The organism is Paenibacillus sp. Y280 (genome assembly GCF_056786335.1).
This window is the reverse complement of the sequence record NZ_JBXCIW010000031.1, coordinates 1-23,626: the sequence shown is the minus strand read 5'-3', so window position 1 is coordinate 23,626 and position 23,626 is coordinate 1. Positions and strand designations below refer to the sequence as shown.

Genomic DNA, 23,626 nt, shown 5'->3' with positions numbered 1-23,626 from the left:
GGGAAACGTTCCTGCCGATAAAGAGAGTAAACTGTTTGTTGGGAGGAATCAGGGATGGACTCTCCTGAAGATCTTTTCTATTTGAAGCAATTTGTGAAGCAGCACCCTGATAACAAGATGGGATGGTACTTACTAGGCAAGCAGTATTTGCTCGATGGCAAGGAGGGCAAAGCAAACTACTGCTTCCTGCAAGCCGGCGAGGTTTATGATGCCTTCGAGGAAGAAAGCCATCCCTTATCGGAAAATCAACTGCAATTGCTAAAAGCATGGGCGAAGCGGCAAAAGAAAAAAAAGCTAGCCACGAGAGCAGCTTTGTTAGCGGCTTTACTGCTGCTCGTAGCCGTATTCATTCCGGCTAACGGGGCTGTTTTTAAAGAGAATGCGTCTCAGCCTGCAGCTGGCGAACAGATCGATGCACCTTCGGTCGGAGTCGTATTTGTGCCGCTGAAGGAACGTGAGCCGATGGGCAGCGCTATGAATGCTCTCGTGAGCGCGGCGGGAGAAGCGCCGCTGCTAACCATTGCTGCACGCCTAGAAGAGGATGCAGGCTGGCGCAAATGGACGGGAAATACGAAGCTGCTCATGGCGATTCAGAAGGAAGCCGCAAGCAGCATGCTTCAGTTGGCAATGCTCGATCGTCAAACCTGCTTATGCGAGCCAGCTGAGGCGTCCGATACTGCTCAGAAATATAAAAATTGGACCAAAGAGCAAGAGACGCATTGGACGCTGTCCAGCGCGATCTACCACTATGAGCGGAAAAACAAAAAATGGCCTGAAAAGCTGGATGATCTTATCCGTCCCTATCCGAACAATACGATTGCGGGGGAGCGCGGGGGAATGAGATCGATGTTCGCTGATGTGCTGTCGAGACTGAAATCCGAGCAAGGTCGCAAAAATGGCGAGGCTGCAGTTGACAGGCAAGAAGACGGTCAGAAGGCATCGGATAATACAGCGGAACAAAAACGAGCTGAGAGTTCGATCGTAGGCACAAATGGAATATTGGATAAGGAGTGGAGCAGGCCGCTTGAAATCGTAGTGGACAAGTCAACTTATCGACTTGCGGTTATTCAAGGGAATATCATTGTACGCAGCTACAAGGTAGGCCTTGGCGGAGATGAGACGCCGGAGGGCAGCTTCTACATAAGTGAAAAGGTGAAAAATCCGAATGGACGCGACGATGGCGATTTTGGCAGTCGGGGCATGACGCTGTCGAACACCTTATACGCCATTCATGGCACCGATGAACCAAGCAGTATTGGTAAAGACAAATCGCTTGGGTGCGTCCGCATGAGCAAGGAGGATGTTGAAGAGCTGTTCGATATGGTGCCGCTAGGAACGGTCGTCAAAATAAAAAACGGGACGCTCCCGTCCAAGGAGCAGCAGCCAGCCGAACGCTTTAAGCTGGAGCCGCGCCAGAACGAGACCAATCCCGCTAAGGTGTATAAATGGTTGACGTAAGATGCCTTACGAAGTAAAGACTAGAAGCAGTGCAACCGCAATGACGATAACGCCAACGATCGAGCTGATCCAGATTAATGCTTTTTTATTTACTTCGTCCTTCGGTTTGGCTTTAATCGTTGCCGGTTTTCTTTTTGGTGAACTCATCGACGATCAACCTCTCTATTACATAGTTAAAATAAATATAAACTTATTGTAATCGTTTTCTAGACAAGCCGCAATATATCGGATGCTTGCACCTTGCGTGCAGGCTCTTTTCTTTTTGCCGCAAAAACGATAAACTGTCATGTAGAACATACATCTGAGATCGGAGTGGGTAAGTTGCTTTATTCTTCAATTTTAAAGCCTATTTTTTTTCGAATGGATCCTGAGAAAGCCCATCACCTCGTCATTGACGGCTTGGCCGCAGGGGGAGTTGTGCCAGGACTCAACGGATTGATGCATGCAATGTACGGCGTAGCAAAGTCGCCGGAGCTTGCTACAGATCTGTTCGGTATCCATTTTCCGCATCCGGTGGGGCTAGCAGCCGGGCTCGACAAGAACGGCAAGGCAGCGGACGGTTTCTCAAGCGTAGGCTTTGGCTTTGCTGAGGTCGGGACCGTCACGCCAAAAGGACAAGCCGGCAATGAGCAGCCAAGATTGTTCCGCCTCCCGCCAGACGAAGCGCTCATCAATCGGATGGGCTTCAACAATGACGGTACAGCTGCAATGGCAGATAAGCTGTCACGTCGCAAAATAAACCGGATACCTATCGCCGTTAACATTGGCAAAAACAAAACGACCCCGAATGAGCTTGCTCATGAGGATTATCAGACCTGCATTCGCGATTTGTATACATATGGTGATTTCTTTGTCGTCAATATCAGCTCTCCGAACACGCCTGACCTGCGTGATTTGCAGCATGGAGAAGAACTGAGAAATCTACTTAGCGCCGTGAAAAAGGAAATAAACCTGCAGGCGGCGAAAGTAGGAAAGAAAGCAAAGCCCGTTCTCGTCAAAATAGCCCCGGACATGACGAATGAGCAGCTGGAGCTTACCGTTGCTACTATTATGGAAAGCGGAGTATCGGGCATCATCGCCACCAATACGACTTTATCGCGGACAGGCCTTCAGCATGCTAATGCCGGTGAAGCGGGCGGGCTTAGCGGAAAGCCGCTGCGAGAACGCTCAACTGAGGTTATTCGCGCCGTTTATCGACAGACTGGCGGGCAGCTGCCGATTATTGGCTCAGGCGGCATTTTTACAGCACAAGATGCATACGATAAAATCCGCGCAGGAGCTTCCTTGGTGGAAATTTATACGGCGCTTATTTATAAAGGGCCCGGTGTGCTTAGGGAATTGACGAACGGCTTGAAGGAATGCTTGCGCAAGGATGGCTTCCGAAATATTGCCGAGGCAGTTGGCGCAGATCACGTTTAAGAACAGGAGGCGGCCGGATGGACGGTAGAGACTGGAATCTTTTTTTACAGCCTTATGAACAAGCGGTTGAAGAACTTAAAGTGAAGTTTAAGACGATGCGGGTTGAGCTGAAAATAAGAGAAGCTTACGCACCGATAGAATTCGTCACCGGCCGGGTTAAGCGAATATCCAGCATTTTGGAAAAAGCAAAACGGCTGAATGTCCCCTCGGATCAACTGGATACGGGAATTGAGGACATTGCAGGCATTCGAATTATGTGCCAATTCGTGGATGATATCCACCGTGTTGCTGGCTTGATTCGCACGCGGAAGGATCTCTCCCTCGTATACGAGAAGGATTACATTACGAACTTTAAAGACAGCGGCTACCGCAGTTACCATATGATCGTAGAATATCCGGTGCAAACGGCGCTTGGCTACAAGATCGTGCTGGCAGAAATTCAAATCCGTACGCTAGCGATGAATTTTTGGGCGACGATTGAGCATTCTTTAAATTACAAGTTTAAAGAAAGCTTGCCGGAGGATGTGCGTGAACGCCTGAAGAAAGCGGCGGAAGCCGCCTCGCAGCTCGATACCGAAATGACGAGTATACGCAAAGAAATTTTGGATGCGCAGACGGAGTTCGAGGAGCAATCCAACGTCGTCTCGAAGGTGCTGAACGGCATACAAGACCTCTATTTCTATCACCGGGTCCGTGAAGCCGCGCAGTACCAAATGAAATTCAACGAGAAGTTTGAGAAAGAGGATTATCATGAGCTGAATAAGCTGTCGCTTGAAATTCAAGCGGCAATCGGAAAAGCCAAAAAAGCGAATCAAAGCTAGTGGATAAGTGTCTGAAAGTAAATATACGAGGAAAAAAGGTGTCTTAGGGGAGAAAAAGCTGCTGAGGCGCCTTTTTTTGCGGATGAGTACCGTATTAAAATACAAAAGGGCTGTCCCAGCGGGTCTAATCAGACCTTGCCGGACAGCCCTTGCCATCAAATAATTCGGAATTTGGCAAGACTATTCGCTTGATTTCTTCGGTTTATACAAAGCGTCTATCGCTTTACTTATTTCATCAGCGGTCTTGCCTTGCTTGCTTAAGGCGATAACCTCCTCCATCTCTTTCTTGCAAATGCCGCAGCTTGTGCTGTGATTCGTCCAAGTTACGCTGCCTTCGTCGGCAGGATGCTCGGCCACGTAGCAGCGCAGGAGCGAATCATGCGGCGTTTCTACGGCTAACCCGTCCGAGCAGCCGCAATAGCATGTAACGCCGCTCATGATGTCTGCGTGTTCATGCACCGCTTTGTACAGCTCGCTCGTATGCGGGGTATAGTCTGTGAGAAAGCCTGGCAGCTCGTCATACGAGTCTGTCGTTTGCCAGGTTTCAGAGCCGTGTTGATGCTCAGCGCCGGCCTTGTCATCATTCGCGAGGCCGCATGCGGTAAGCAAGGTGATGAATGCGAATGCTAGAAGCAGAGCATACATGATACCGCGAATACGTGAACTTGCTTGCTCCTCGGCGATCTGTTCGTCCGTAAGTCGCTGACGCTTCATCATTTGGACTCAGCTCCCGAATGTTTGTTGAAGAATGCTTTGAAATCATCTAAGGAGTAGCCTGTTGCGCCATTCTCGGCAAGGCCGCCTTCTAGCCGTTCAACTTCAACCCCGTCTTGGAAATAAGCCAGCGTTGGCGTATATTCGACTTTGTATTTGTTAAAGTAAGACGGAAATTCCCTCAGGTTGAATTGCGGCAAATCAATACCGAGCTCGTCTGCGAGCGGCATCAATTTAGGTGTTGTTGCCCGGCAATGCGGGCAGTCGGAAGCAAATAGATAGACGAAGAAATCTTCCTTATCCGCAACCTTCTTGTCCAATACGGCCGGTAATATGATATTCTGATAGTTGGGATCGTCAAGCTGAGCGCGAGTGTCTGGGTTAAGCTGAGCAAGAGGCTTGCCATACAAAGGGTTATCCTTGCCGCTGTTGTTCAGTATGAAGATAAAGCCGAATAGAAGGATTACAATTCCGATGTACACATAAATCATTTTGACTTTCTTTTTCTTTTTCATGAATAGGGCTACCTCCGAAACGAGTTTAGGTTGGACAACCTTTTCCTAAAAGTGCATGTCCTAACTTTAATATATTATATAACAAAGCCGCATGTGTATGTAAGAGCATGGACATCGATGATAATTGGCAGGAGGAAATGTGCATGATCGGCAACTTGCCGCGTAATTTCACGGAAAAAATGGAAAAACTGTTAGGTGATGAATTTGACGATTTTATGTCTTCCTATGATGCGCCAAGAGTATATGGGCTGAGAATCAATCATTTGAAGATTGGTGTTGAGCAGTGGATGCAGCTATCTTCCATGAGCGGGAATGTAAGGCGGATTCCGTGGACAAAGGATGGTCTTTACTATAAGGAAGGCGAGCGTCCCGGCAAGCATCCGCATTATCATGCGGGGCTATATTACATTCAGGAGCCCAGCGCCATGGCGCCGGTTGAATTGCTGGATGTGAAGCCTGGGCACCGCGTACTCGACTTATGTGCCGCGCCTGGAGGGAAATCGACGCAAATCGCAGGGAAGCTGCAAGGAAGCGGCGTGCTGGTGACGAACGATAACGCAAGGGAAAGAACGAAGGCTTTGGCGAAAAATATCGAGCTTGCCGGCGTCCGCAACGCGGTTGTGCTGAATGAGGAGCCTGAGGCTATCGCTGTCGCTTTCCCGGCATGGTTCGATCGCATTCTCGTTGATGCCCCTTGCTCGGGCGAGGGCATGTTCCGCAAGGATGATTCGATGATTGCGGAATGGGAGAAGCACGGGGTCGAGCGGTGCTCGGTCATGCAGCGTGATATTTTGCGCCATGCCGCAGCCATGCTCGTGCCGGGAGGCCGAATCGTCTACTCGACCTGCACTTTCTCGCCAGAGGAGAATGAGCAGCAAATCGCTGTATTTCTCGCAGAGCATGATGATTTTTACGTTGAAGCCGTGCCGCTGCAACATGGGTGGTCCGCGGGAAGAGCGGATTTGGTATCGGAGTCAGCGCAGCTTGACGATGAACGGCTGCAAACGATTCAAGGGACGGTAAGGCTATGGCCGCATCGTATCGAGGGAGAAGGCCATTATGCGGCGGTATTGAGGCGCAGCGGCGAGCGGGAGGACGAGCTGGAAGGGTCAATATTGGCTGCAGCGCCGATAAGTCGGCGAGCATCCCAGCCAACAGGCGGCAGCTTGAAGCGCGAGACGCCAAGCGGCTGGGGCAAGCGGGACGCTAAGAAGCCTAGCCACCGGGATGAACGGCGCGCTGGCAAGCGCCAGACGAGAAATGATTGGGCAAACGCAGGTATTGAGCGTCCCGCTCAAAAGGGAGCAGCACGCAGTAGTCGTGACAGCTCCGAAATGAATGCGGAGGAAACCAATCCGATCGCGTTATGGCAGCAATATGCAGAGCAATTTGCTGTAGGCGCACCAAGCTGGCAAGGACATGTTGTCGCATACGGCTCGCGCGTATATATTCAGCCTGAAGGACTGCCTTCGCTTGACGGCTTGCGTGTGGTGAGGGCTGGCTGGTACGTCGGGGAAGCCGTTCGCGGCCGGTTTGAGCCCTCCCATCCGCTTGCGATGGGATTAACTCGCGAGGCAGCGGTGCGATCGATTAGTTGGAGCTCGGAGGATGAGCGAACGATTCGTTTTCTCAAAGGGGAAACGCTATTTGTAGAGGAAGCGGATATACAGGTTCATGAGGATGCTCCGGCGAAGGGCTATGTATTAGTGTGCACGGATGGTTATCCGATCGGGTGGGGGAAATATGCCGGAGGCATGATCAAAAATGAGCTTCCGGCAGGATGGAGATGGATGTAAAATGAGTAAACGAATTCGTATTGATAAGCTGCTGGCCCATATGGGACTCGGAACACGCAGCGAAATAAAGAAAGCGGTAAAGCTTGGCAAGGTAGCTGTAGATGGCGCTGTGGTCAAGGATAGCGGTCTAATTGTTGATCCAGATATAGCAGTGGTTGCATTTGACGGAGACCCAGTCGTTTATAAGGATGTTGTTTACTTCATGCTGAATAAGCCGCAGGGGGTGATCTCAGCGACGGAGGACGGACGCGAGCGTACCGTTATCGATTTGCTGGAGCAGCAGCATCGGCTGCGCGAGCCTTTTCCCGTCGGACGATTGGATAAGGATACCGTGGGGTTGCTGCTACTAACGAATGATGGACAGCTGGCTCATGAGCTGCTGTCACCTAAGAAGCATGTAGCTAAGACCTATGAAGCGCTTGTGCAAGGAGAGGTTGGCGATGCGGATAAGCAGCAATTCGCAAGCGGCGTCACCTTGGATGACGGATATATAACGATGCCCGCTGACCTGCAAATACTGGGGAGCGAACAGCAGGAGGAAGAGACATTATCGCGAATATCGCTTACGATTATTGAAGGTAAGTTTCACCAAGTAAAAAGAATGTTTGAAGCGGTAGGCAAGAAGGTCGTATACTTGAAGAGAGTATCCATGGGTCCGCTAATGCTTGATGAAACCCTTTCTGAGGGCAGCTATCGGGAGCTGACCGATGATGAAGTAGAGCTGCTTCGTACGCATAGACGAGCAGCGGAATAGCACTTTTTTGAAGGAAGCATGAATTAAAATATAGATATAGAGAGACAAAAAGAGAGATTGGAATAGGAGTGGGTGTATGAGCCTGCAGTATGATTTAATTGCATTGGATGTAGACGGCACACTGCTTACGGATGACCATGTGCTGACAGAGTCTATTCGCGAGTCTGTACAAGAGGCAGCGAGTCGAGGAGCTCAAATCGTGCTTTGCACGGGGCGAGGCCCATCCGGAGCGCTACCCGTTATGGAGGAGCTTGGACTTGGCGGTACGATCATTACTCATAATGGAGCGGTTACGATTAATTCCGAGGACCGTTCTGTGGTGCATCAATTTGAGATGGCTTCGGATCATCTGCTAAGCTTCGTAAATTATTGCCGTGAACAAGCGATCCATTTTGATTTGAACACAGCCTTCGAGATGATGGTCGAGAGCATGACACCAGAAGTAGAAGCGATGTACGGCAAGTTTGAAGCTAAGCCATCCATTCAAGATTTTCGTTTGGGCTTGCCGAGCGGGCTTGTGAAATTTACGGTATTCGGCAGCAAAGATAAGATGGATGTGGTACAGGCAGAATGGGCCGGCTGGCCGAAGCATCTCCATTCGATACGCAGCGGCGATTTTTTTATCGACGTTCATCACGCGGAGGCGAATAAGGGAAAAGCGCTGCAGCAGCTTGCTGAGATTCGGGGCATTGACCGAAGCCGCATTTTGGCCATTGGCAATTATTATAACGACATTACGATGCTGCAATTTGCAGGAATGGGAATCGCGATGGGGAACTCCCCGGAGGATGTCAAGCTGGCGGCTAACGCGGTCGCTCACTCAAACGCTGAAGATGGCGTTGCGAGAGCGCTGCGCGAATACGCTTGGAGCTAAATAACAGGAGCTCTTCCCGTTAATCTAACTGCATGTACGTTTTTTCTGCGTGAAACTTTACTTTCTTTATAGCAAAAGAAAATAAGCCTTAGAATCGCTTCTAAGGCTTATTTGCATATCGGGAGTCCTTATTGGATCCCTTTATTGGATTTGGTGTGTAAAACTTCATTCTCGGTTCCCCGAGCGCAATGCTGGGGTTTATCATCATGGTTGGATGTTGGATAAGCGTGATTTAGAAAATGACTGATCGAGAAATGATTACCAGAAGAATGAACAATACCAAAATTACGCCTAACGACGAAAATCCTCCATGTACACCGGACATGCTTATTCCCCCTATTTAGAAATTTCCGATTCTGGGTTACTGGCTCCTAGCTGAATATCCCTTAGTTCGGTATATGGTATTATATGTGAAATAAGATCAAGCGACTGGACATTTGTCTCGATTACGTTACTTTTAGGCAAATGCCCCATCGTTTTATGCAGCAATTCGTGATACCAGCCATTCCGTCATTTGCCGGTTAAGGATTTGTGCCTTGCGCTCATAGGATTAAGACGATATCGTAAAGTCAGGGAGGCGATATAAATCCAATGCTGGAACCGGGTAAGACATACAACACGGCGGTGGAAGTAACGCTTGAAGTGATCGGCGGCAAGTGGAAGCAGGTTATTTTGTTCCATCTGACGTTTGGCAAGAAACGCAACGGTGAATTAATGAGCTTAATGCCTTCGGTAACTCAAAAAGTGCTGACTCAGCAGCTTCGGGAACTTGAGCAGGATGGCATCGTTACACGAATTTCCTACAACCAGGTGCCGCCAAAAGTCGAGTATGAGCTGACGGAGTATGGTTGGAGTCTGCAAGAGATTCTTCATCTCTTGTGCAGATGGGGAGATAGGCATGTTGAGCTTGTTTACGGCGATAAGGTCAAGATTTTGGCAGGTGCACCACGGTCGGATGAAAATTGATCAGCGATTAGACAGAAACCGGTCACTGGATTACAGTGGCCGTTTTTTTGTGTGCAGCAATCGTTCATGGAATGACCTTGCGTCGTCTCAAATCTTCAAAGATGTTCAGAAACATCGCTTCTGTATCAATGAATTCGTGGAAGCCGAAGCGGCGTGCTTTCGTGCCGTCAGCAAAAAAATCGTAATCCCAAGAAAACACAAAGTCCCCGAACCGCCATGAGGAAACGTCCTTGTATCTATTTCTTACCAGACCATGCTTTTCCACCATAGCATTCCATAGCTCTTCTTTGTCTGCCATTACCGTCTCCAAAGACATCTGCAGCGGAGGCGCTGTATGGAGACCGAAGTTGGCAGCAATCTTAGGCCAAAGCTCGTTCCATCGGAATAGATCTCCGTTCGTAATGTTGAACGCTTGATTAGCACAACGTTCATCTGTCGCTGCCCAGACGGTGGCTCTAGCCAGCAGTCCCGCATCAGTCATTTCAAGCAGGCTATTGTAGGCACCCGGCTTGCCGGGAAAACGGAGCGGAAGTCCAAGCTCCTTCGATATGGAAGCATAAATGGCGATAACCATCGCAAGGTTCATGGGATTGCCCAAGGCGAATCCGCATACGACGGAAGGTCGAAGCGCAGACCAGGTCCAGTTGCTTTCCCGCTGACGCTGTTCGAGAAACTGCTGCTGGTCAACATTAAATTCAGGCGGCATATGATAGGCATCCGTTTCACGGGCTGGCGTCTTGAAGGGCCCTAGGTGTGCGCCGTATACTTTGTAGCCCTGCATGAGACTGATATGCTGCAGGTTTGGAGCGTTTGGTTCGATCGCATTGACGACGTTGACAAGCATCGCTAAGTTTGGGGTGACCAGTTCGGCCCAAGTTGGACGATCTTGATAGGCGGCGTAGAAAATATGGGTAACTTGCGATAGAATGCCTAGCTTCTCGCGTGTATCGCTTTCATTTAGCAGATCGACGGCTATATATCGGGCTCGGCCGCTAGAATCCCCGCCTCGGCGCGACACGCCGATAATATTCCAATCGGGGAGCTGCTCCAAATATTCGATCAGATTTCCACCTATAACTCCGTTGGCTCCAACGACAAGAGCGGTTTTGTGCGGTCCCGTTTCCTTAATTTCCATAAGATCATCTCTCCTAATCCGTAATAGTCTCACCATCATTGTGCATCTTGGCGAAGTGAATAAAAAGTACGCACTTTAGAGTGATATAGTTACTTGAAAGTAATATAGGAGGGATATGGAGGTTTACACTGGTCATACAGACTTGAAAGTGGATGGTGCAGCACAAGAAACCAGAAAGATTAATTAAAAGGACAAGTAGAATACAATTTTAACTATTTTATCCCAAATGACATTTCATTAGATGTGATACCATTGTTTTATTCGAAAGGCTACTGGTTAAAGGAAGGAGAAGGAATATGAATGCGCTCTCGTCGACAGAATTAAACGACCTTTTCACAATTGATTGTGAAGATATCTTTTTACGGGAATATAGAATCGAGGATTTGGATGAGCTGTACGCGCTTACTCAGCAATCTGAAATTATACAATTTTTGCCGGGCTGGAACGTACCGAAGGAACAAAGGCTCGATTGGTTAATAAACTACGAAACCATTGAAAATAAACAGTTTTTAAATGCTGTGGCGGAAGGCGGGAATATTGGGCAGCTCCGATTGCGATTAGGAATTATTTCAAAGAGGACAGGTGAGTTTATCGGTTGGTGCTGCACGGGAATAAAAGAAGAATTGCCGCCTCCGAACAGAGAGATCATGTTTGCCATTTCAAAGAATTATAGAAACAAGGGGTATACGACCCAAGCGGCTCAAGGCATAATCAAGTATTTGTTTGAGAAAATAAATGTTGAGGAGCTTATCGCAATAGCTTCGATCCGCAACACGGCCTCGAACAAAGTCATCCAAAAATGCGGATTTGAATTTATAGATGTTATTGAGATGGAAGAGGAAAAATATAATTATTACAAGCTTCATAGAATAAAATAGCTGCTTTTTGTTAAGCAAAAAAGGGGAAGACGCTTATGATTAAAGCGTCTTCTGAAAATGATACCCCGTGATGTCCATTGTTCGATTGAGATAAAACCGGTGAGCGATATGTCGCTGAACGCCTGAATCCAAGTGCAGCTGCTCGCAATTATTGTTTTTGGCTTCTAACTCTAACCAGTCAATTAACAGCTTAGCATAACCATTGGAACGGCTGTTGTTGTCGGTAATCAGATCGTCTAAGCTGTGGGCGCAATTGTTAGATCAATGAAAAGGTTTCCGCTATGTCTGTTCTGATTTAAGAATGTTTCCATTATATATGAAAAGATTACTAAGATCTCGCAATGGAATTTAGTTATGGTTTAATGGTAACGTATAGGTAATAAATCCAAATCATTTGGATGGATTCCATCAGAATAAGTAAGGAGACTGCTAACATTATGAGACAGAACAAATATGATGATGCTGGATTTTTTGAAAATTACAGCCAGATGCCGCGTTCGATTGGCGGATTGAGCGCTGCTGGTGAATGGACTGCCCTGCGTGCAATGCTTCCTGAGCTTCAAGGTAAAAAAGTGCTTGATCTTGGCTGCGGCTTTGGCTGGCATTGCAGATATGCCCGCGAACAGCAGGCTCATTCTGTCGTAGGCGTAGACCTCTCGGAAAATATGCTAGAGCGCGCTAGACAATTGACCGATGATCCACAAATCAGCTATCGCTGTTTGGCAATCGAAGATATCGATTTTAACGCAGCGGAATTCGACGTAGTCATAAGCTCGCTTGCGCTGCATTATGTCGAAGACTTCGCTCTCATCTGTAACAAAATTCATCACTGCCTTGCTCCAGGCGGAACTTTCGTGCTCTCCGTTGAGCACCCGGTATTCACTGCGCTCGCCGCACAAGATTGGCATTACGGCCCGCAAGGCGAGAGATTGCATTGGCCCGTCGATGACTACCACTTTGAAGGCTTGCGGCAAGCAAGGTTTTTGGAAAACGACGTCGTTAAATACCATCGTACCGTCGCTACCCATCTGAATGCACTGATTGAAGCGGGCTTCGCGATTACGAAGCTGTCCGAGCCAAAACCGTCGGAAGAAATGGCTGGCAGCAATCCCGATATGCAAGACGAATTCCGTCGTCCTATATTCCTTATGATTGCGGCGGTTAAAAATTAGCAAGAGCAGTTCGTTCAACTTGCAAAATGTGTGATTGGTTAGGAGCGAAATCGAATGCTTGATATACAAGTGTTACAAACCGATGATGTTTTACCCCATATGCTTGATTTCTTTGATCGTTCTCAGAAGACAACAAAGGTGTTATTCAACGAAGCGGGAAGATTGATTGAGAAAGAGGATGCATTTGAGGACAATTGGACGTTGGAGAGGAAACGAGAGATTGTCCAGCATTTTAAACGTAACATAGCGTATGGCGGCGCTGTCATTGCTGCAAAACAAGGAGCAGAATTAATTGGATTTGCTATTATCGAAGCGGAACAATTTGGAGAAAAGTCTATATATCGAGAGTTATCCTATATCCATGTCACTCGCTCAGCCCGCGGACAGAAGGTAGGAGAGCAGCTTTTTGTTAAGGCAAAGCAAGTGGCTAAATTATTAGGAGCGGATAAACTGTATATCGGTGCGCATCCAGCAGTTGAAACCCAGCATTTTTACCGCAAAATGGGTTGTGTTCTAGCTCTGGAGATAAACGAGACGATAATTAGACGGGAGATTCGTGATATTCAGTTAGAGGTAACGCTGTAATCGCTATTATCTGGAATGCAACCTGAAAAAATGGATTCCCTGTTATTGACAATGTACACCGACCTGCATACAATAAAGATGTAAGTAAGTACTTGCGTTAAAGAAGGGTCGATAAATGAGCAATAATCAAAGTACGAGCGACAAGCTTCTTTTAGCAGCAATCGATCTCATGGCGGAAAAGGGATATGATGGGACGACAACCAAGGAAATTGCTGTTGCAGCAGGCGTGAACGAAGTCACGTTATTTCGCCATTTCGGAACAAAACAGAAGCTGCTTGAGGAAGCCTTCCGCCGCTATCATTATGCCGACGAGATGACAAAGCTGTTTAGTGACGGCTTGGCAGGTGAACTGCATTCCGACCTGCTCTTAATCAGCCGAACGTATCAAAAGATTATGAGGCGGAATAGAAAATTGTTTTTAATTTCTCATAGAGGCAGCAGTACTCTCCCGCCAGAGGTTTATCAAGAGGCCGGGAGACACCCTCAGCATCTGAAAAAACTTTTAACGAATTATTTGGCTGCTATGTCGGAGCAAGGCAAGGCCATGACGCCAAATCCTCAAATGGAAGCTATGTCTTTCATGTGGATGAATTACGGCGCGTTTATCAGCACGTACTTAAACGCCAAAGAGCCAGTTTCAGAAGATGCGTTAGACGAGTTTATGGAGGAAAGCGTACGGTTATTCGCTAGGGCTTTAACACCCTAGTCTTTTTTATAGAATAGTTGCAAGTGAGTACTTGCATACATCTGATGGGGAGTGATAGTCTATGTCTTCAGAATCACGTCAGCAAAAAAGTATGATCTTAATGCGCTTATTGATGTTCACCGTTATGATGTCTTCGATGAGCGCGCTTATGTTCAACGTGGTGCTGCCGCAAATCAGCAAGGAATTTCATCTAACCCTTTCAGAGGTGAGCTGGCTGTCTTCGGCCTATACGCTTATCTATGCGTTTGGAACGGTGACGTATGGGAAGTTAGCAGACCGGTTCCAACTCAAGAGCTTATTGACGTTTGGTCTGACGTTGTTTGCGGTTGGTTCGCTAATCGGACTCGTTTCCCAATCATTCTGGTTTGCCCTGCTTGGAAGATGTATACAATCAGCTGGTGCAGCGGCTGTACCTGCCATCGCACTGATTATCCCTGTTCGGTATTTTTCGCCTGAAAAGAGAGGGTCCTCACTAAGCATGACTGCCGTCGGGTTAGCGCTCGGAAGCGCCCTTGCACCTGTTATATCCGCGCTTGTCGTCAGCTTTGCGAACTGGCGCTGGCTATTTTTGCCCTCGTTGTTGATCCTGCTGCTGCTTCCACTGTATCGAAAATATTTGGAGCATGAGCAGAAAGAGGCTCCGCGAAAATTCGATTGGCTTGGCGGCAGCTTGCTCGCTGTATCCATTACGCTGATTCTGCTAGGGGTTACGAATCGAGCCTGGTTATATGTCGTTTTCGGATTAGCCGCATTAATACTCTTCATCGTAACCATCCGAAATGCAAAAGAACCTTTTATTCAGCCACAATTGTTTCTAAATAAAAAGTATTCCATCGGGCTGGCACTTACATTTCTCATCAGCAGCATTGGCATATCGTTATATTTTTTAACTCCCATTCTACTTTCGGAAGTGCATCAGTTAAGCTCCAATTGGATTGGCTTCGCCATGGTCCCAGCAGCTGTAGCCTCCGCCATTCTGGGGAGAAAAGGCGGGAAGCTAGCGGATTTGAAAGGAAATACCTATCTGTTCTCGGCTGCATCCGGTTTATTAATGACTTGTTTTGCTCTGATGTCCATCTTTACAGGAATATCGCCGCTATGGATCTCATTCTTTTTGATTTTCGGAAACGTGGGTCAATCTTTCTTGCAGATCGCGATGTCGAGTTCCATTTCAAGATCATTGCCCAAAGATCAGATTGGAGTGGGCATGGGGCTTTTCTCGATGATCAGCTTTATTTCGCAAGGAATTGCTGCCGGTGTGTACGGTATTATGGCAGAACAAGGCTCATCTGTTCATTGGAATCCGCTAAGTGTAGGATCGGACGGTCAACTATTCAGCAATATTTATTTCATTCTTGCCGCACTGCATATCGGAATTCTGCTGATCTACCGCTTGCAATTCCGCAACATAAAGCCGAGTATTTCAATAGAACGATAAACGAAATCGATTAAACAAATGGTTGAGCAGGCGCCGCGGCAGCCTGTTTTTTTTGTTATGGGAGAAATCGATTGTTGTATAACTATACAAATTAATGCATAATAATGCCATTACGAAAGTAGCTGCGATTAAGGTTAATGGGGGATATAAGATGTACTTGAAATGTGAATCGGACTTATTTGAAGATTATTTGGCGGAAACCGAAGATATCGATTTTAGCCACCCTTCCATTAAGGGAAAAGCTTCGGAACTCTATTCTGTTTCCCAAAATGAAATTGATTTTGTAAAGCATGCATATGAATTTGTTCGTGATGAAATCGATCATTCATGGGATATTAGAAGCTCTCGTATAACTCGTAAAGCCTCAGATGTACTATATTATAAAGAAGGCATATGCTATGCAAAGTCTATTTTATTATGTGCCTTGTTAAGGAGCAAAGGGATTCCGACAGGTTTTTGTTATCAAAAGCTTACTTTGGGAGATACACCCGAAACGGGGTACTGTATTCATGCCTTAAATGCCATTTATATTAAAAGCATAGAAAGATGGATACGCTTAGATGCTCGTGGAAATAAAGCAGGTGTTGATGCGGAGTTTTCTCTCAATGAAGAAAAATTGGCTTTTGCAGTGCGGCCGGAATTCAATGAATTGGACTATTCGGAAATATACAAAGCACCTCACTCGAAAACGATTGAAGCACTAAAACAAAATACGGATTGTTTGCAGATGTGTCTGTACGGATTACCGACTAGCCTTTAATTTTTGGCGCTCAACATTCTATGTACTTGGGCTGATCGACGGAATATATAACGAACTGCTGCACCTTCTTAACACAAACCGAGGACATAGAAACTGTCCGCGGTTTTTTTTCTTTTCATCCCCTTAAATTTTTGGTATCATCATAACGACTTATTAAATACGTTTAATAAGTATCGTTTGTTTGAGGTGGTGATCATGGTGAATGAGTTGCTTGCAGCTCCAAAAGAGATGAAGAAGGTTATCCTTCGCGGCATTCGTGCAGCCCTTCTGGCGCTTGGAAGTGCGACGAAAGCGGAACTGAGCAACGAATTGGGTATCAGCTTCCCTACCATTAGCAAGTTCCTGTCGCAAATGGAAAAGGAAGGGGAGCTCATTTTAGTTGGCCTAGATCATTCTAGCGGGGGAAGAAGAGCGCAAAGGTATGCTTACAATTCGGAATATATGCTGGGATTGGCAATATTTTTAGAAAAGACAGAAACGAACTACACGATCTTTAATTGTTCAGGGGAAGTGAAGGAACAAGCTTCTACGTCAAGTGTCCTCATGGATGATGTTCAAAGCTTAACGAAGCATATTGAAGACATCATTGAAAAATATCCGAGAATTAGCTCCTTGGCAATCGGTGTACCGGGTTCGGTCAACAATGGTCGAATCATTTATATACCAAGCTACGAGCAGTTCCATCATTTCGATATGAAAGGATACTTCGAAGATCGTTTATCTATCCCTGTCGTTGTAGAGAACGATATGAATGCAGCTGTCCTCGGATATCACGATAATAAGCTGAAAGATGAGAAGTCATGTCTGGTCTATTTGTATTTGGGTCAAAATGGTCCTGGAGCGGGCATTATCGTGAATGGCGATGTGGTCCGAGGAAGTACGTTTTTCTCAGGGGAGGTCTCGTTCGTCCCTCAGTATGATAATAAAAATTTTCTGCAAGCTTTGAACGATGGAAGCGGATCAGAAACCGCAAATCTTCGTGAGGAAGAAAGGATCGATGCGATTAGCCGGCTTGTAGCATCGTTTACGGCGATAATGAACCCGCACACGATTATTTTTTCGAATGACGAAGTGAACGAATCAATGATTAACCAAATAGCAGTCAAGAGTGCAGAGTATATCCCGGAGGAACATCTTCCACAGCTTACGGGGAGTGATTGGAAAAATGATTATTTATATGGTTTGCAGAAGCTAGGGCTCGATCTTATGATCTCTGGAACAAAAATATAATAGGAGTCAGGAGAATGGGTAACAAATGGCTACATTCTTTTTATTTATCGTTTATTTGGCTTTCGTTAGCTTGGGATTGCCTGATTCACTGCTTGGAACGGCATGGCCTGTCATGCAATTGGACTTTGAAGTGCCGCTAGAGACTGCTGGATTGCTATTTATGATAATCGCTGCCGGCACAATTGTGTCCAGCTTGGCAAGCGGAGCCGTCATTAATCGTTACGGTACAGGGAAAGTTACGCTTGTCAGCTGCATCATGACAGCCGGTGCTTTGCTTGGATTCGCAGTTTCTCCATCGCTTGTTTGGTTAATGATTTGTGCCATACCGCTAGGCTTAGGCGGAGGGGCGGTGGATGCTGGTTTAAACAATTACGTTGCTGCCCATTACAAAGCACATCACATGAGCTGGCTGCATTGTTTCTGGGGAGTCGGAGCAACGCTTGGCCCCATTATTATGGCTCAGTTTATTTCGGGGCAAAACGAATGGAGTGAAGGATACCTGACCGTTGCGGTTATTCAGTTTGCCTTAGTTGTCATCCTTTTCTTCACGCTGCCTTTATGGAAACGGGTCGCGAAAGGCAGCACAGCTTTAAGTAAAGAGCCTGAGGCATCAGAAGAAGGAGCAAGTGAACAATCTTCCGAAAAGATAAAGCCTTTGCAGATTAAAGGGGTAAAGCTTGCTTTGGTATCCTTCTTGTTTTATTGCGGCGTCGAATCAACCATGGGCCTGTGGGGAAGCAGCTTTCTTGTAAATGTGAAGGATTTACCTGCTGCGACAGCTGCACAATGGGTTTCTTTATTTTACGCGGGCATCACGATCGGCAGGCTGATCACCGGTTTTATTACGTTCAAAATGAGCAACCGTATTCTCATACGTGCTGGGCAAATTACGGCTTTAGTTGGCGCGGCGCTTATGTTTTTGCCATTGCCGCCCGTGTTCTCGCTAGCAGGCTTTATGATTGTCGGATTAGGCTTGGCGCCGATTTATCCGTGCATGCTGCATGAAACGCCGGTACGGTTTGGGAAAACACATTCCCAGACCATTATGGGCTATCAAATGGCAGTGGCCTATACGGGCAGTACGTTTATGCCTCCGGTTCTCGGTTTTCTTGCTTCGTATACAACAATCGGAATTTTTCCGTCGTTTATCGTAGTTTCTGCTATCGTTATGTTTTTGTTTTCAGAGAGATTGAATGTCTTCTTGAAAAGAAATCGTGTTTTAAAAGAGAGAACACCGAATATCTCTATAAATTAATTAACTCTTATGCAAGATTTTGATCGGCAGCTTAGGGCTTTTTGTCCGCAACTGCCGATTTTATTTGTATATGGATTAGTAAGGCAGATCACTTTGGAAGAAGAGTCCACGGTCCATATAACGTTATAAATCTATGATCGGGGGTAAAGAATAATAAACGGTAAGAAGAGGTGACTGCATTTGGAGGTATATTTGCCAATCATTATAAAGCTGATTACAGCTTTTGCTGGACTATGGTGTTTGACACGTTTACTTGGCAAAAGGGAAATTGCCCAGCTTTCGCCTTTCGATTTCATATCTTCTGTCATAATGGGTGAAATTGTTGGCAATACGATTTACGATGAGAAGGTTTCGATATGGATGCTTATTTTCGCGCTGGCGATTTGGGCAGGACTCTCTTATTTATTTGAAAAAATAATGGAATTCGGCAAGCCGCTGCGCAGGCAGCTTGAAGGTAAACCTGAGCTACTGATAGTAAATGGAGAAATTGATATGGAGGCGCTGCGTCGAAATAATATGGCATTCGATGAGCTTCGCATGATGCTTCGGCAGCGAGATGTATTCTCTCTCAGCGATGTGGCATACGCCGTCTACGAGACGAATGGAGCGCTTAGTATTTTGAGAAAATCGGTTTATGAGGCTGTACAGCGTGCTGATTTAAATCTTCAATCATCCCCAGCCTATCTGCCCCATATCATTATCGAGGATGGAATTCCTCAACCGAAGGGGCTTGCCGCAATTAACCGTGATGTGAAATGGCTGCTATTTGAATTGAAAAAACGCGGTTACCCAGATATCCAGTCGGTCGCTCTCGCTGAATGGACGATTGAGGGGGGATTAGAGGCGATTCCTCGTTTCGATAGAAAAGGCGAAGAGATAGAGCCTCTGCAAATTTAGACGCATAAATCCTATCATGGTTGCAAGCAAAAAAAGAGCAGTCTCCAGAGGAATTTAATCCTCAGGGACTGCTCTTTAATTCACTTAGCGATTGCGTCCGCCGCCGCCGCGCGGTTTGTTTGAAGAGCTTCCGCCGCGCGTGCTGCTGCGACCACTAGCGGGTGAGCCGCTGCGTCCACCTGCAGGTGAGCTGCTGCGACCGCCAGCAGATGAATTCCCGCGCTGGCCGCCGCGGCTGCCACTTGCTTTGCCGCGTACAGCTCCGCGTTCGTTGCTTGCTTTGGCATCCTTACGCCCTGCTTCCCACGGACTCTCTACCGATGCCGCTGGTTTGCCTGCAACATGCTCAGCGCCGCGCGGGCTTCCAAAGCCTCCGCCACGGCTTGCGCCGCCGCGGGCTGCAGTGGCGCGATTACCTGTCCGTTCGCCGCCGCGAGGAGCACCGCCACGAGGAGCGCCTCCGCGATTGCCTGCGCGTTCGCCGCTACGAGGTGCGCTGCCGCTTTCGAATCGCTCGCCGCGACGAGCTGCCCAGCCGGATGTTTCGCCAGCCGTTTCCACAGCTTCGCCGCGTACTTCTGCCGTTCTTCCCGTACGTTTGCCGGCTGCGGGACGTACGGTCTCGCGCTGGCCTCTGCGTCCGCCTGGCTTAGCGCCCCGATCCTGCTGTCCGGAGCGACCGCCACGGCGACCGCCTTCCGCAGGCTTGCCGCCGCGAGCGGCGCCTCTTCCGCCGTCAGAACCAGCAGGACGGCGGCCCGTCTCAGGACGATCACCCGACTGTGCACGTACAGCTGTTTCTACGCCTTCGCTGTCAATCGCACGGCGAGGAAGCTTAGCGTTAATGCTTTGCTCAATAAGCAGCAAATGGTTCTTGTCATATGGCGTTGCCAGCGTTATCGCAGCGCCTTCATGTCCAGCGCGCCCGGTTCTGCCGATTCGGTGAATATAAAGCTCGCCGTCCTGCGGTACGTCGTAGTTGTACACATGCGTTACGCCTTCAACATCAAGGCCGCGTGCAGCAACGTCAGTCGCAACAAGCACTTGAAGACGCGCATCTCTAAAGCGTTTCATAACCTGCTCGCGCTTCGCTTGCGTCAGATCGCCGTGCAGCTCATCGGATTCAATGCCGATTTCCTGCAGCTCTTTGTTCAGCTTCTTCGCGCGAACCTTCGTCCGGCAAAAAATAACAGCTAGATAAGGCTGATGCTTCTCAAGCAAATGTACAAGCGTTTGCTGCTTGCTGCGATCTGTCGTTTCATAAACGATTTGCGTAATGCTGTCGAGCGTTACGTTCGTGCTGCGAACGCGAATATCGACAGGCGTTTTCATATAATCCGCTGCCAATTTGCGAATAGCATCAGGCATCGTAGCGGAGAAGAGCATCGTTTGACGAGCCTTCGGCGTTTGCGAGATAATGCTTTCTACATCTGGCAGGAAGCCCATGTGAAGCATTTGATCCGCTTCATCTAGGACTAGCATTTGCAGTTTGCCAAGGCTGACGGTTTCGCGCTTCATATGATCGATAAGACGGCCTGGCGTCGCAACAACGATATGAGGCGAACGCTGCAGCTTGCGGATTTGAGCATCAACATCTTGGCCGCCATAAGCAGCAAGAACGCTAACGCCTACAGCAGGCACAAGCTTTTTAAGCTCGCTCGTTATTTGAATGGCAAGCTCCCTTGTTGGTGTTAGGATGAGTGCCTGCACTTGTTCTTTCTCTATATTAATTCGTTGCAAAATAGGCAAAGCAAACGCGATTGTTTTGCCTGTGCCCGTTTGTGCTTGTGCGATGACATCCTGTCCATTAAGCAGGAGAGGGATTGCTTGCTTTTGAACCGGTGTCGGCTCGGTAATTCCATCTTGGTGAAGCAATTCGCTTAGCTTGGGAATGATACCCAAAGCGTTAAAGGCGTTAGACATTAATACATTTCCTCTTTTCGTAAACATCGTTTGATGTTAAGTATAACAGCTGTCCTTATAATGTGCATCTTTACTTTGCATATGCTATGCTTTAAACCAACATTATAAGCATAGAGGCAGGTTAAATGATGAATGGAACAGAGCGCTCCGCCATAAGATCGGGGCTTGAGGTCGATATTGTATTGAAGCAGGACCAACGGACCGGTAAACTAACACGAGGTGTCGTGAAGGATATTTTAACCAATTCGCCAAAGCACCCGCACGGCATTAAAGTGAGACTGGCCGACGGCCAAGTCGGACGCGTAAAAAATATTATTGCTCAGCCGTAAAGGAGGGGGACTATGGCATTTGGCATCAAGAGACAAGAGATGGAGCAATGGAAGGCGGCAGTAGCGCGCGGAGAGATCGCTTTTCTCACACATTATTGGCTAGATCCGCGGTTTCCAGACATGCGGACAGTGACAAAGGTTGGCTGCGCCGATATGGGGAAGCTGTCTCGCTGGTGTCTCGATCACGGTCTTAATCCCAGGTATATTCATGCGCGTTCGGAGTATCCGCATTTCGATCTGCTTGGACCGAAGCAGCGCGAAATATTAAAGCAGGCGAACCAAATCGAACAGCTTGAGAGATTTGGCATGCAATGAGGACTGGAAGTACAAATGGCTGCTCATTGAGTGGCTGTTTTTTTTTGCTATGACCACCAAAAATGTTCTCGCACGTGAACTATTCTTCCAGTAAGATAAGAGAATCGAATGGAAATGTTTGCCTATTTTATGAGATGAGGGAACTTAAATATGAATAATGAAAAAGAGCGGCTGCTGCAGGCCTTTGGCGAATGGATAACTTTTGTAACGGATTTGGCTAAATATGATGAGTGGATTTGGAATCAAAGCGTGGCAGTTTTGAAATGGTCCGTTCGCGAGGTCGTGGCGCATATTTTACGATGGGATGATTATTTCTATGAAGAAGCGATTGTTAAGGCAGCCGAAGGCATGCTGCTTACCGTTAAGCATCTCGATTATGATCAGTTCAACGAAAGCGCGAAAGCATACGGTAAAACGACCTCGATCGCAGAGCTAACGAGTCAAGCGGTGCAGAGCCGTAAGCGAATTATAGATACGATAGCTAAGCTGACAGATGAGCAATATGATGCCTCATATATAGATGCGGACGGGCATCCTTTCCAGATGCCGCAGTATATGAACGATTTTATTTGGCATGACGAGCATCATATTCAGCCAATTAAAAGGCTGCTGCATTTTCGTATCGAGGAAATGAGCTTGAACGGGTGGCCTGCCTTGCAAACGGTCGTTTATGACGGATGGCTGCAGCGGTTTGCGGAAGGCTATACGAAGCGTTCAAATTCCATTAATCCGATCTACAGCCATACGTTGGAGCTGGATGCCAAAATACGCGCCTGCGAGAAACGATATGTGAAAGAGGGCATTCGTACAACATTCAAAATTACACCCTTCAGCCAGCCAGCCTCACTGGACGATGAACTAGCTGCACGAGGCTACGAGCTTATCGATCAAACGGTTGTTAAGACGGTCCACTTATCCGAGGTGCTGTCTCCCTCTCATGCAGATGTCTGGCTTGAAGACAAACCGACAGAGGCATGGCTGGATGCGATAACCGTGTTTAGCGGACTAACGGACAAGCAAAGGGCTATTACTCGGAAAATGGTTGAGCAACCGCCGCTCGAGCAATGCTTTGCTATTTTGCATCATAACGGAATTCCTGTCGCTTGCGGGTTTGCTGTCATCGAAGACGGCTTTGTTGGACTTTATGATATTGTCACAGACCCAGGCAACCGGAGCAGAGGGTATGGCGAGCAGCTTATTTTGCATTTGCTGCAATGGGGAAGAGGACGGGGAGCGAAGGAAGGTTATTTGCTCGTAGTAAAAAATAATGCGCCAGCCAATCGGCTTTACGATAAAATCGGTTTTGTGCCGCAGTATGAATATTGGTATCGTGTTCAGAAACAAATGTAATATGAAATGGATAAATATAAACGCAACCCTTATAGTTCCCAATAATAGGAATATTCCTCAATAACTCAGCGAGGCTGCCGTGTAGCACGGCAGCCTCGTTCTCATGATTATTTTAAAATTGATTTCCCTCCCACTATAAAGTAATGTTTTCTCCCGTTTTCTCGCTTATTCTCAGTATTACAACATTGACACCTTGTGTGGTAGTGGTGGAGAATGTAGACTCTACATCATTTTCTGTAAGGACGTAGGCGGGAACAGAGCTTAGGATCGTTTGGTTCCAAAACTGTGGAAATTGGATATGATCGCACAGTGGATCTCCACATGCACCCTTGGGGT

At 47.4% G+C, this 23,626-nt stretch carries 26 protein-coding genes; 19 read left to right on the top strand and 7 right to left on the bottom strand.

From position 1 onward, the window contains the following. Window positions 1–54: 54 nt before the first annotated feature. Complete coding sequence (locus AC1TPC_RS24825; protein WP_482069418.1) at window positions 55–1,458, top strand: L,D-transpeptidase; 1,404 nt, start codon at window positions 55–57, stop codon at window positions 1,456–1,458. A 6-nt stretch (window positions 1,459–1,464) separates the two neighbouring features. Here the strand turns inward: AC1TPC_RS24825 and AC1TPC_RS24820 are convergent, their stop codons facing one another. Next, window positions 1,465–1,605 carry a hypothetical protein gene (locus AC1TPC_RS24820; protein ID WP_482069417.1) on the bottom strand — a complete coding sequence of 47 codons (141 nt, stop codon included), beginning with the start codon at window positions 1,603–1,605 and terminating at the stop codon, window positions 1,465–1,467. Window positions 1,606–1,779: 174 nt separating this feature from the next. Between AC1TPC_RS24820 and AC1TPC_RS24815 the strand changes: the two genes are divergently transcribed. Together AC1TPC_RS24815 and yjbM are read left to right on the top strand one after the other, a co-directional pair. Further along, entirely contained in the window at window positions 1,780–2,877 is a 1,098-nt protein-coding gene (locus AC1TPC_RS24815) for a quinone-dependent dihydroorotate dehydrogenase (RefSeq protein WP_482069416.1), read from the top strand. Between the two features lie 17 nt (window positions 2,878–2,894). Beyond that, the gene (yjbM, locus tag AC1TPC_RS24810) at window positions 2,895–3,698 is read left to right on the top strand and encodes a GTP diphosphokinase (protein WP_482069415.1); all 804 of its coding nucleotides are present in this window, start codon (window positions 2,895–2,897) and stop codon (window positions 3,696–3,698) included. A 180-nt stretch (window positions 3,699–3,878) separates the two neighbouring features. Here the strand turns inward: yjbM and AC1TPC_RS24805 are convergent, their stop codons facing one another. Both AC1TPC_RS24805 and AC1TPC_RS24800 read right to left on the bottom strand, forming a co-directional pair. Beyond that, window positions 3,879–4,415: a PCYCGC motif-containing (lipo)protein gene (locus AC1TPC_RS24805; RefSeq protein ID WP_482069414.1), complete on the bottom strand. Its 537-nt coding sequence runs from the start codon at window positions 4,413–4,415 to the stop codon at window positions 3,879–3,881. Next, window positions 4,412–4,927 (bottom strand): thioredoxin family protein, encoded by a 516-nt coding sequence (locus AC1TPC_RS24800; RefSeq protein ID WP_482069413.1) that lies wholly within the window; start codon window positions 4,925–4,927, stop codon window positions 4,412–4,414. Before AC1TPC_RS24800 ends, AC1TPC_RS24805 begins: the two co-directional genes overlap by 4 nt. A gap of 143 nt (window positions 4,928–5,070) precedes the next feature. On the opposite strand from AC1TPC_RS24800, the gene AC1TPC_RS24795 reads away from it, so the two are divergent. The 4 genes from AC1TPC_RS24795 (at window position 5,071) to AC1TPC_RS24780 (ending at window position 9,317) form a co-directional block, all read left to right on the top strand. Next, window positions 5,071–6,723, top strand: coding sequence for an RsmB/NOP family class I SAM-dependent RNA methyltransferase (locus AC1TPC_RS24795; RefSeq protein WP_482069412.1), 1,653 nt, complete (start codon window positions 5,071–5,073; stop codon window positions 6,721–6,723). 1 nt (window position 6,724) lies between these two features. Then, complete coding sequence (locus AC1TPC_RS24790) at window positions 6,725–7,477, top strand: pseudouridine synthase (RefSeq protein WP_482069411.1); 753 nt, start codon at window positions 6,725–6,727, stop codon at window positions 7,475–7,477. A 76-nt stretch (window positions 7,478–7,553) separates the two neighbouring features. Beyond that, window positions 7,554–8,351 carry a Cof-type HAD-IIB family hydrolase gene (locus AC1TPC_RS24785; protein WP_482069410.1) on the top strand — a complete coding sequence of 266 codons (798 nt, stop codon included), beginning with the start codon at window positions 7,554–7,556 and terminating at the stop codon, window positions 8,349–8,351. Window positions 8,352–8,942: 591 nt separating this feature from the next. Continuing rightward, complete coding sequence (locus tag AC1TPC_RS24780; RefSeq protein ID WP_482069409.1) at window positions 8,943–9,317, top strand: winged helix-turn-helix transcriptional regulator; 375 nt, start codon at window positions 8,943–8,945, stop codon at window positions 9,315–9,317. Between the two features lie 64 nt (window positions 9,318–9,381). Here AC1TPC_RS24780 and AC1TPC_RS24775 read toward each other — a convergent pair whose 3' ends face one another. Continuing rightward, the gene (locus AC1TPC_RS24775) at window positions 9,382–10,452 is read right to left on the bottom strand and encodes an SDR family oxidoreductase (protein ID WP_482069408.1); all 1,071 of its coding nucleotides are present in this window, start codon (window positions 10,450–10,452) and stop codon (window positions 9,382–9,384) included. A 296-nt stretch (window positions 10,453–10,748) separates the two neighbouring features. Here AC1TPC_RS24775 and AC1TPC_RS24770 point away from each other — a divergent pair, with 296 nt between their 5' ends. Continuing rightward, window positions 10,749–11,330 carry a GNAT family N-acetyltransferase gene (locus tag AC1TPC_RS24770; protein ID WP_482069407.1) on the top strand — a complete coding sequence of 194 codons (582 nt, stop codon included), beginning with the start codon at window positions 10,749–10,751 and terminating at the stop codon, window positions 11,328–11,330. 39 nt (window positions 11,331–11,369) lie between these two features. On the opposite strand, the gene AC1TPC_RS24765 is transcribed toward AC1TPC_RS24770, so the two are convergent. Beyond that, window positions 11,370–11,558, bottom strand: a complete 189-nt coding sequence (locus tag AC1TPC_RS24765) for a GNAT family N-acetyltransferase (RefSeq protein ID WP_482069448.1) — start codon at window positions 11,556–11,558, stop codon at window positions 11,370–11,372. Window positions 11,559–11,767: 209 nt separating this feature from the next. Here AC1TPC_RS24765 and AC1TPC_RS24760 point away from each other — a divergent pair, with 209 nt between their 5' ends. The 8 genes from AC1TPC_RS24760 to AC1TPC_RS24725 all read left to right on the top strand — a co-directional run bounded on the left by AC1TPC_RS24760 (window position 11,768) and on the right by AC1TPC_RS24725 (window position 19,373). Next, a complete protein-coding gene (locus AC1TPC_RS24760; RefSeq protein WP_482069406.1) occupies window positions 11,768–12,502 on the top strand; it encodes a class I SAM-dependent methyltransferase in 735 nt (244 codons plus the stop codon). A 54-nt stretch (window positions 12,503–12,556) separates the two neighbouring features. Further along, window positions 12,557–13,087 carry a GNAT family N-acetyltransferase gene (locus AC1TPC_RS24755; RefSeq protein WP_482069405.1) on the top strand — a complete coding sequence of 177 codons (531 nt, stop codon included), beginning with the start codon at window positions 12,557–12,559 and terminating at the stop codon, window positions 13,085–13,087. Window positions 13,088–13,202: 115 nt separating this feature from the next. Then, window positions 13,203–13,793: a TetR/AcrR family transcriptional regulator gene (locus AC1TPC_RS24750; protein ID WP_482069404.1), complete on the top strand. Its 591-nt coding sequence runs from the start codon at window positions 13,203–13,205 to the stop codon at window positions 13,791–13,793. Window positions 13,794–13,854: 61 nt separating this feature from the next. Then, on the top strand, window positions 13,855–15,231 hold the full coding sequence (locus AC1TPC_RS24745) for an MFS transporter (protein WP_482069403.1): 1,377 nt from the start codon (window positions 13,855–13,857) through the stop codon (window positions 15,229–15,231). A 151-nt stretch (window positions 15,232–15,382) separates the two neighbouring features. After that, a complete protein-coding gene (locus AC1TPC_RS24740; RefSeq protein WP_482069402.1) occupies window positions 15,383–15,991 on the top strand; it encodes a transglutaminase-like domain-containing protein in 609 nt (202 codons plus the stop codon). Window positions 15,992–16,189: 198 nt separating this feature from the next. After that, entirely contained in the window at window positions 16,190–17,221 is a 1,032-nt protein-coding gene (locus tag AC1TPC_RS24735; RefSeq protein ID WP_482069447.1) for an ROK family transcriptional regulator, read from the top strand. Between the two features lie 25 nt (window positions 17,222–17,246). Continuing rightward, window positions 17,247–18,476, top strand: a complete 1,230-nt coding sequence (locus AC1TPC_RS24730; protein WP_482069401.1) for an MFS transporter — start codon at window positions 17,247–17,249, stop codon at window positions 18,474–18,476. A 192-nt stretch (window positions 18,477–18,668) separates the two neighbouring features. After that, window positions 18,669–19,373, top strand: a complete 705-nt coding sequence (locus AC1TPC_RS24725; protein WP_482069400.1) for a DUF421 domain-containing protein — start codon at window positions 18,669–18,671, stop codon at window positions 19,371–19,373. An 84-nt stretch (window positions 19,374–19,457) separates the two neighbouring features. Here the strand turns inward: AC1TPC_RS24725 and AC1TPC_RS24720 are convergent, their stop codons facing one another. Next, a complete protein-coding gene (locus AC1TPC_RS24720) occupies window positions 19,458–21,296 on the bottom strand; it encodes a DEAD/DEAH box helicase (protein WP_482069399.1) in 1,839 nt (612 codons plus the stop codon). A 128-nt stretch (window positions 21,297–21,424) separates the two neighbouring features. Between AC1TPC_RS24720 and AC1TPC_RS24715 the strand changes: the two genes are divergently transcribed. The 3 genes from AC1TPC_RS24715 to AC1TPC_RS24705 all read left to right on the top strand — a co-directional run bounded on the left by AC1TPC_RS24715 (window position 21,425) and on the right by AC1TPC_RS24705 (window position 23,290). After that, window positions 21,425–21,625, top strand: a complete 201-nt coding sequence (locus tag AC1TPC_RS24715) for a YwbE family protein (RefSeq protein ID WP_169082010.1) — start codon at window positions 21,425–21,427, stop codon at window positions 21,623–21,625. A 12-nt stretch (window positions 21,626–21,637) separates the two neighbouring features. Continuing rightward, entirely contained in the window at window positions 21,638–21,940 is a 303-nt protein-coding gene (locus tag AC1TPC_RS24710; RefSeq protein WP_482069398.1) for a hypothetical protein, read from the top strand. Between the two features lie 150 nt (window positions 21,941–22,090). Then, window positions 22,091–23,290 carry a GNAT family N-acetyltransferase gene (locus tag AC1TPC_RS24705; RefSeq protein WP_482069397.1) on the top strand — a complete coding sequence of 400 codons (1,200 nt, stop codon included), beginning with the start codon at window positions 22,091–22,093 and terminating at the stop codon, window positions 23,288–23,290. Window positions 23,291–23,423: 133 nt separating this feature from the next. Here AC1TPC_RS24705 and AC1TPC_RS24700 read toward each other — a convergent pair. Then, window positions 23,424–23,626 (bottom strand): hypothetical protein (locus tag AC1TPC_RS24700; RefSeq protein ID WP_482069396.1); only part of this gene is annotated, 203 nt, incomplete at its 5' end.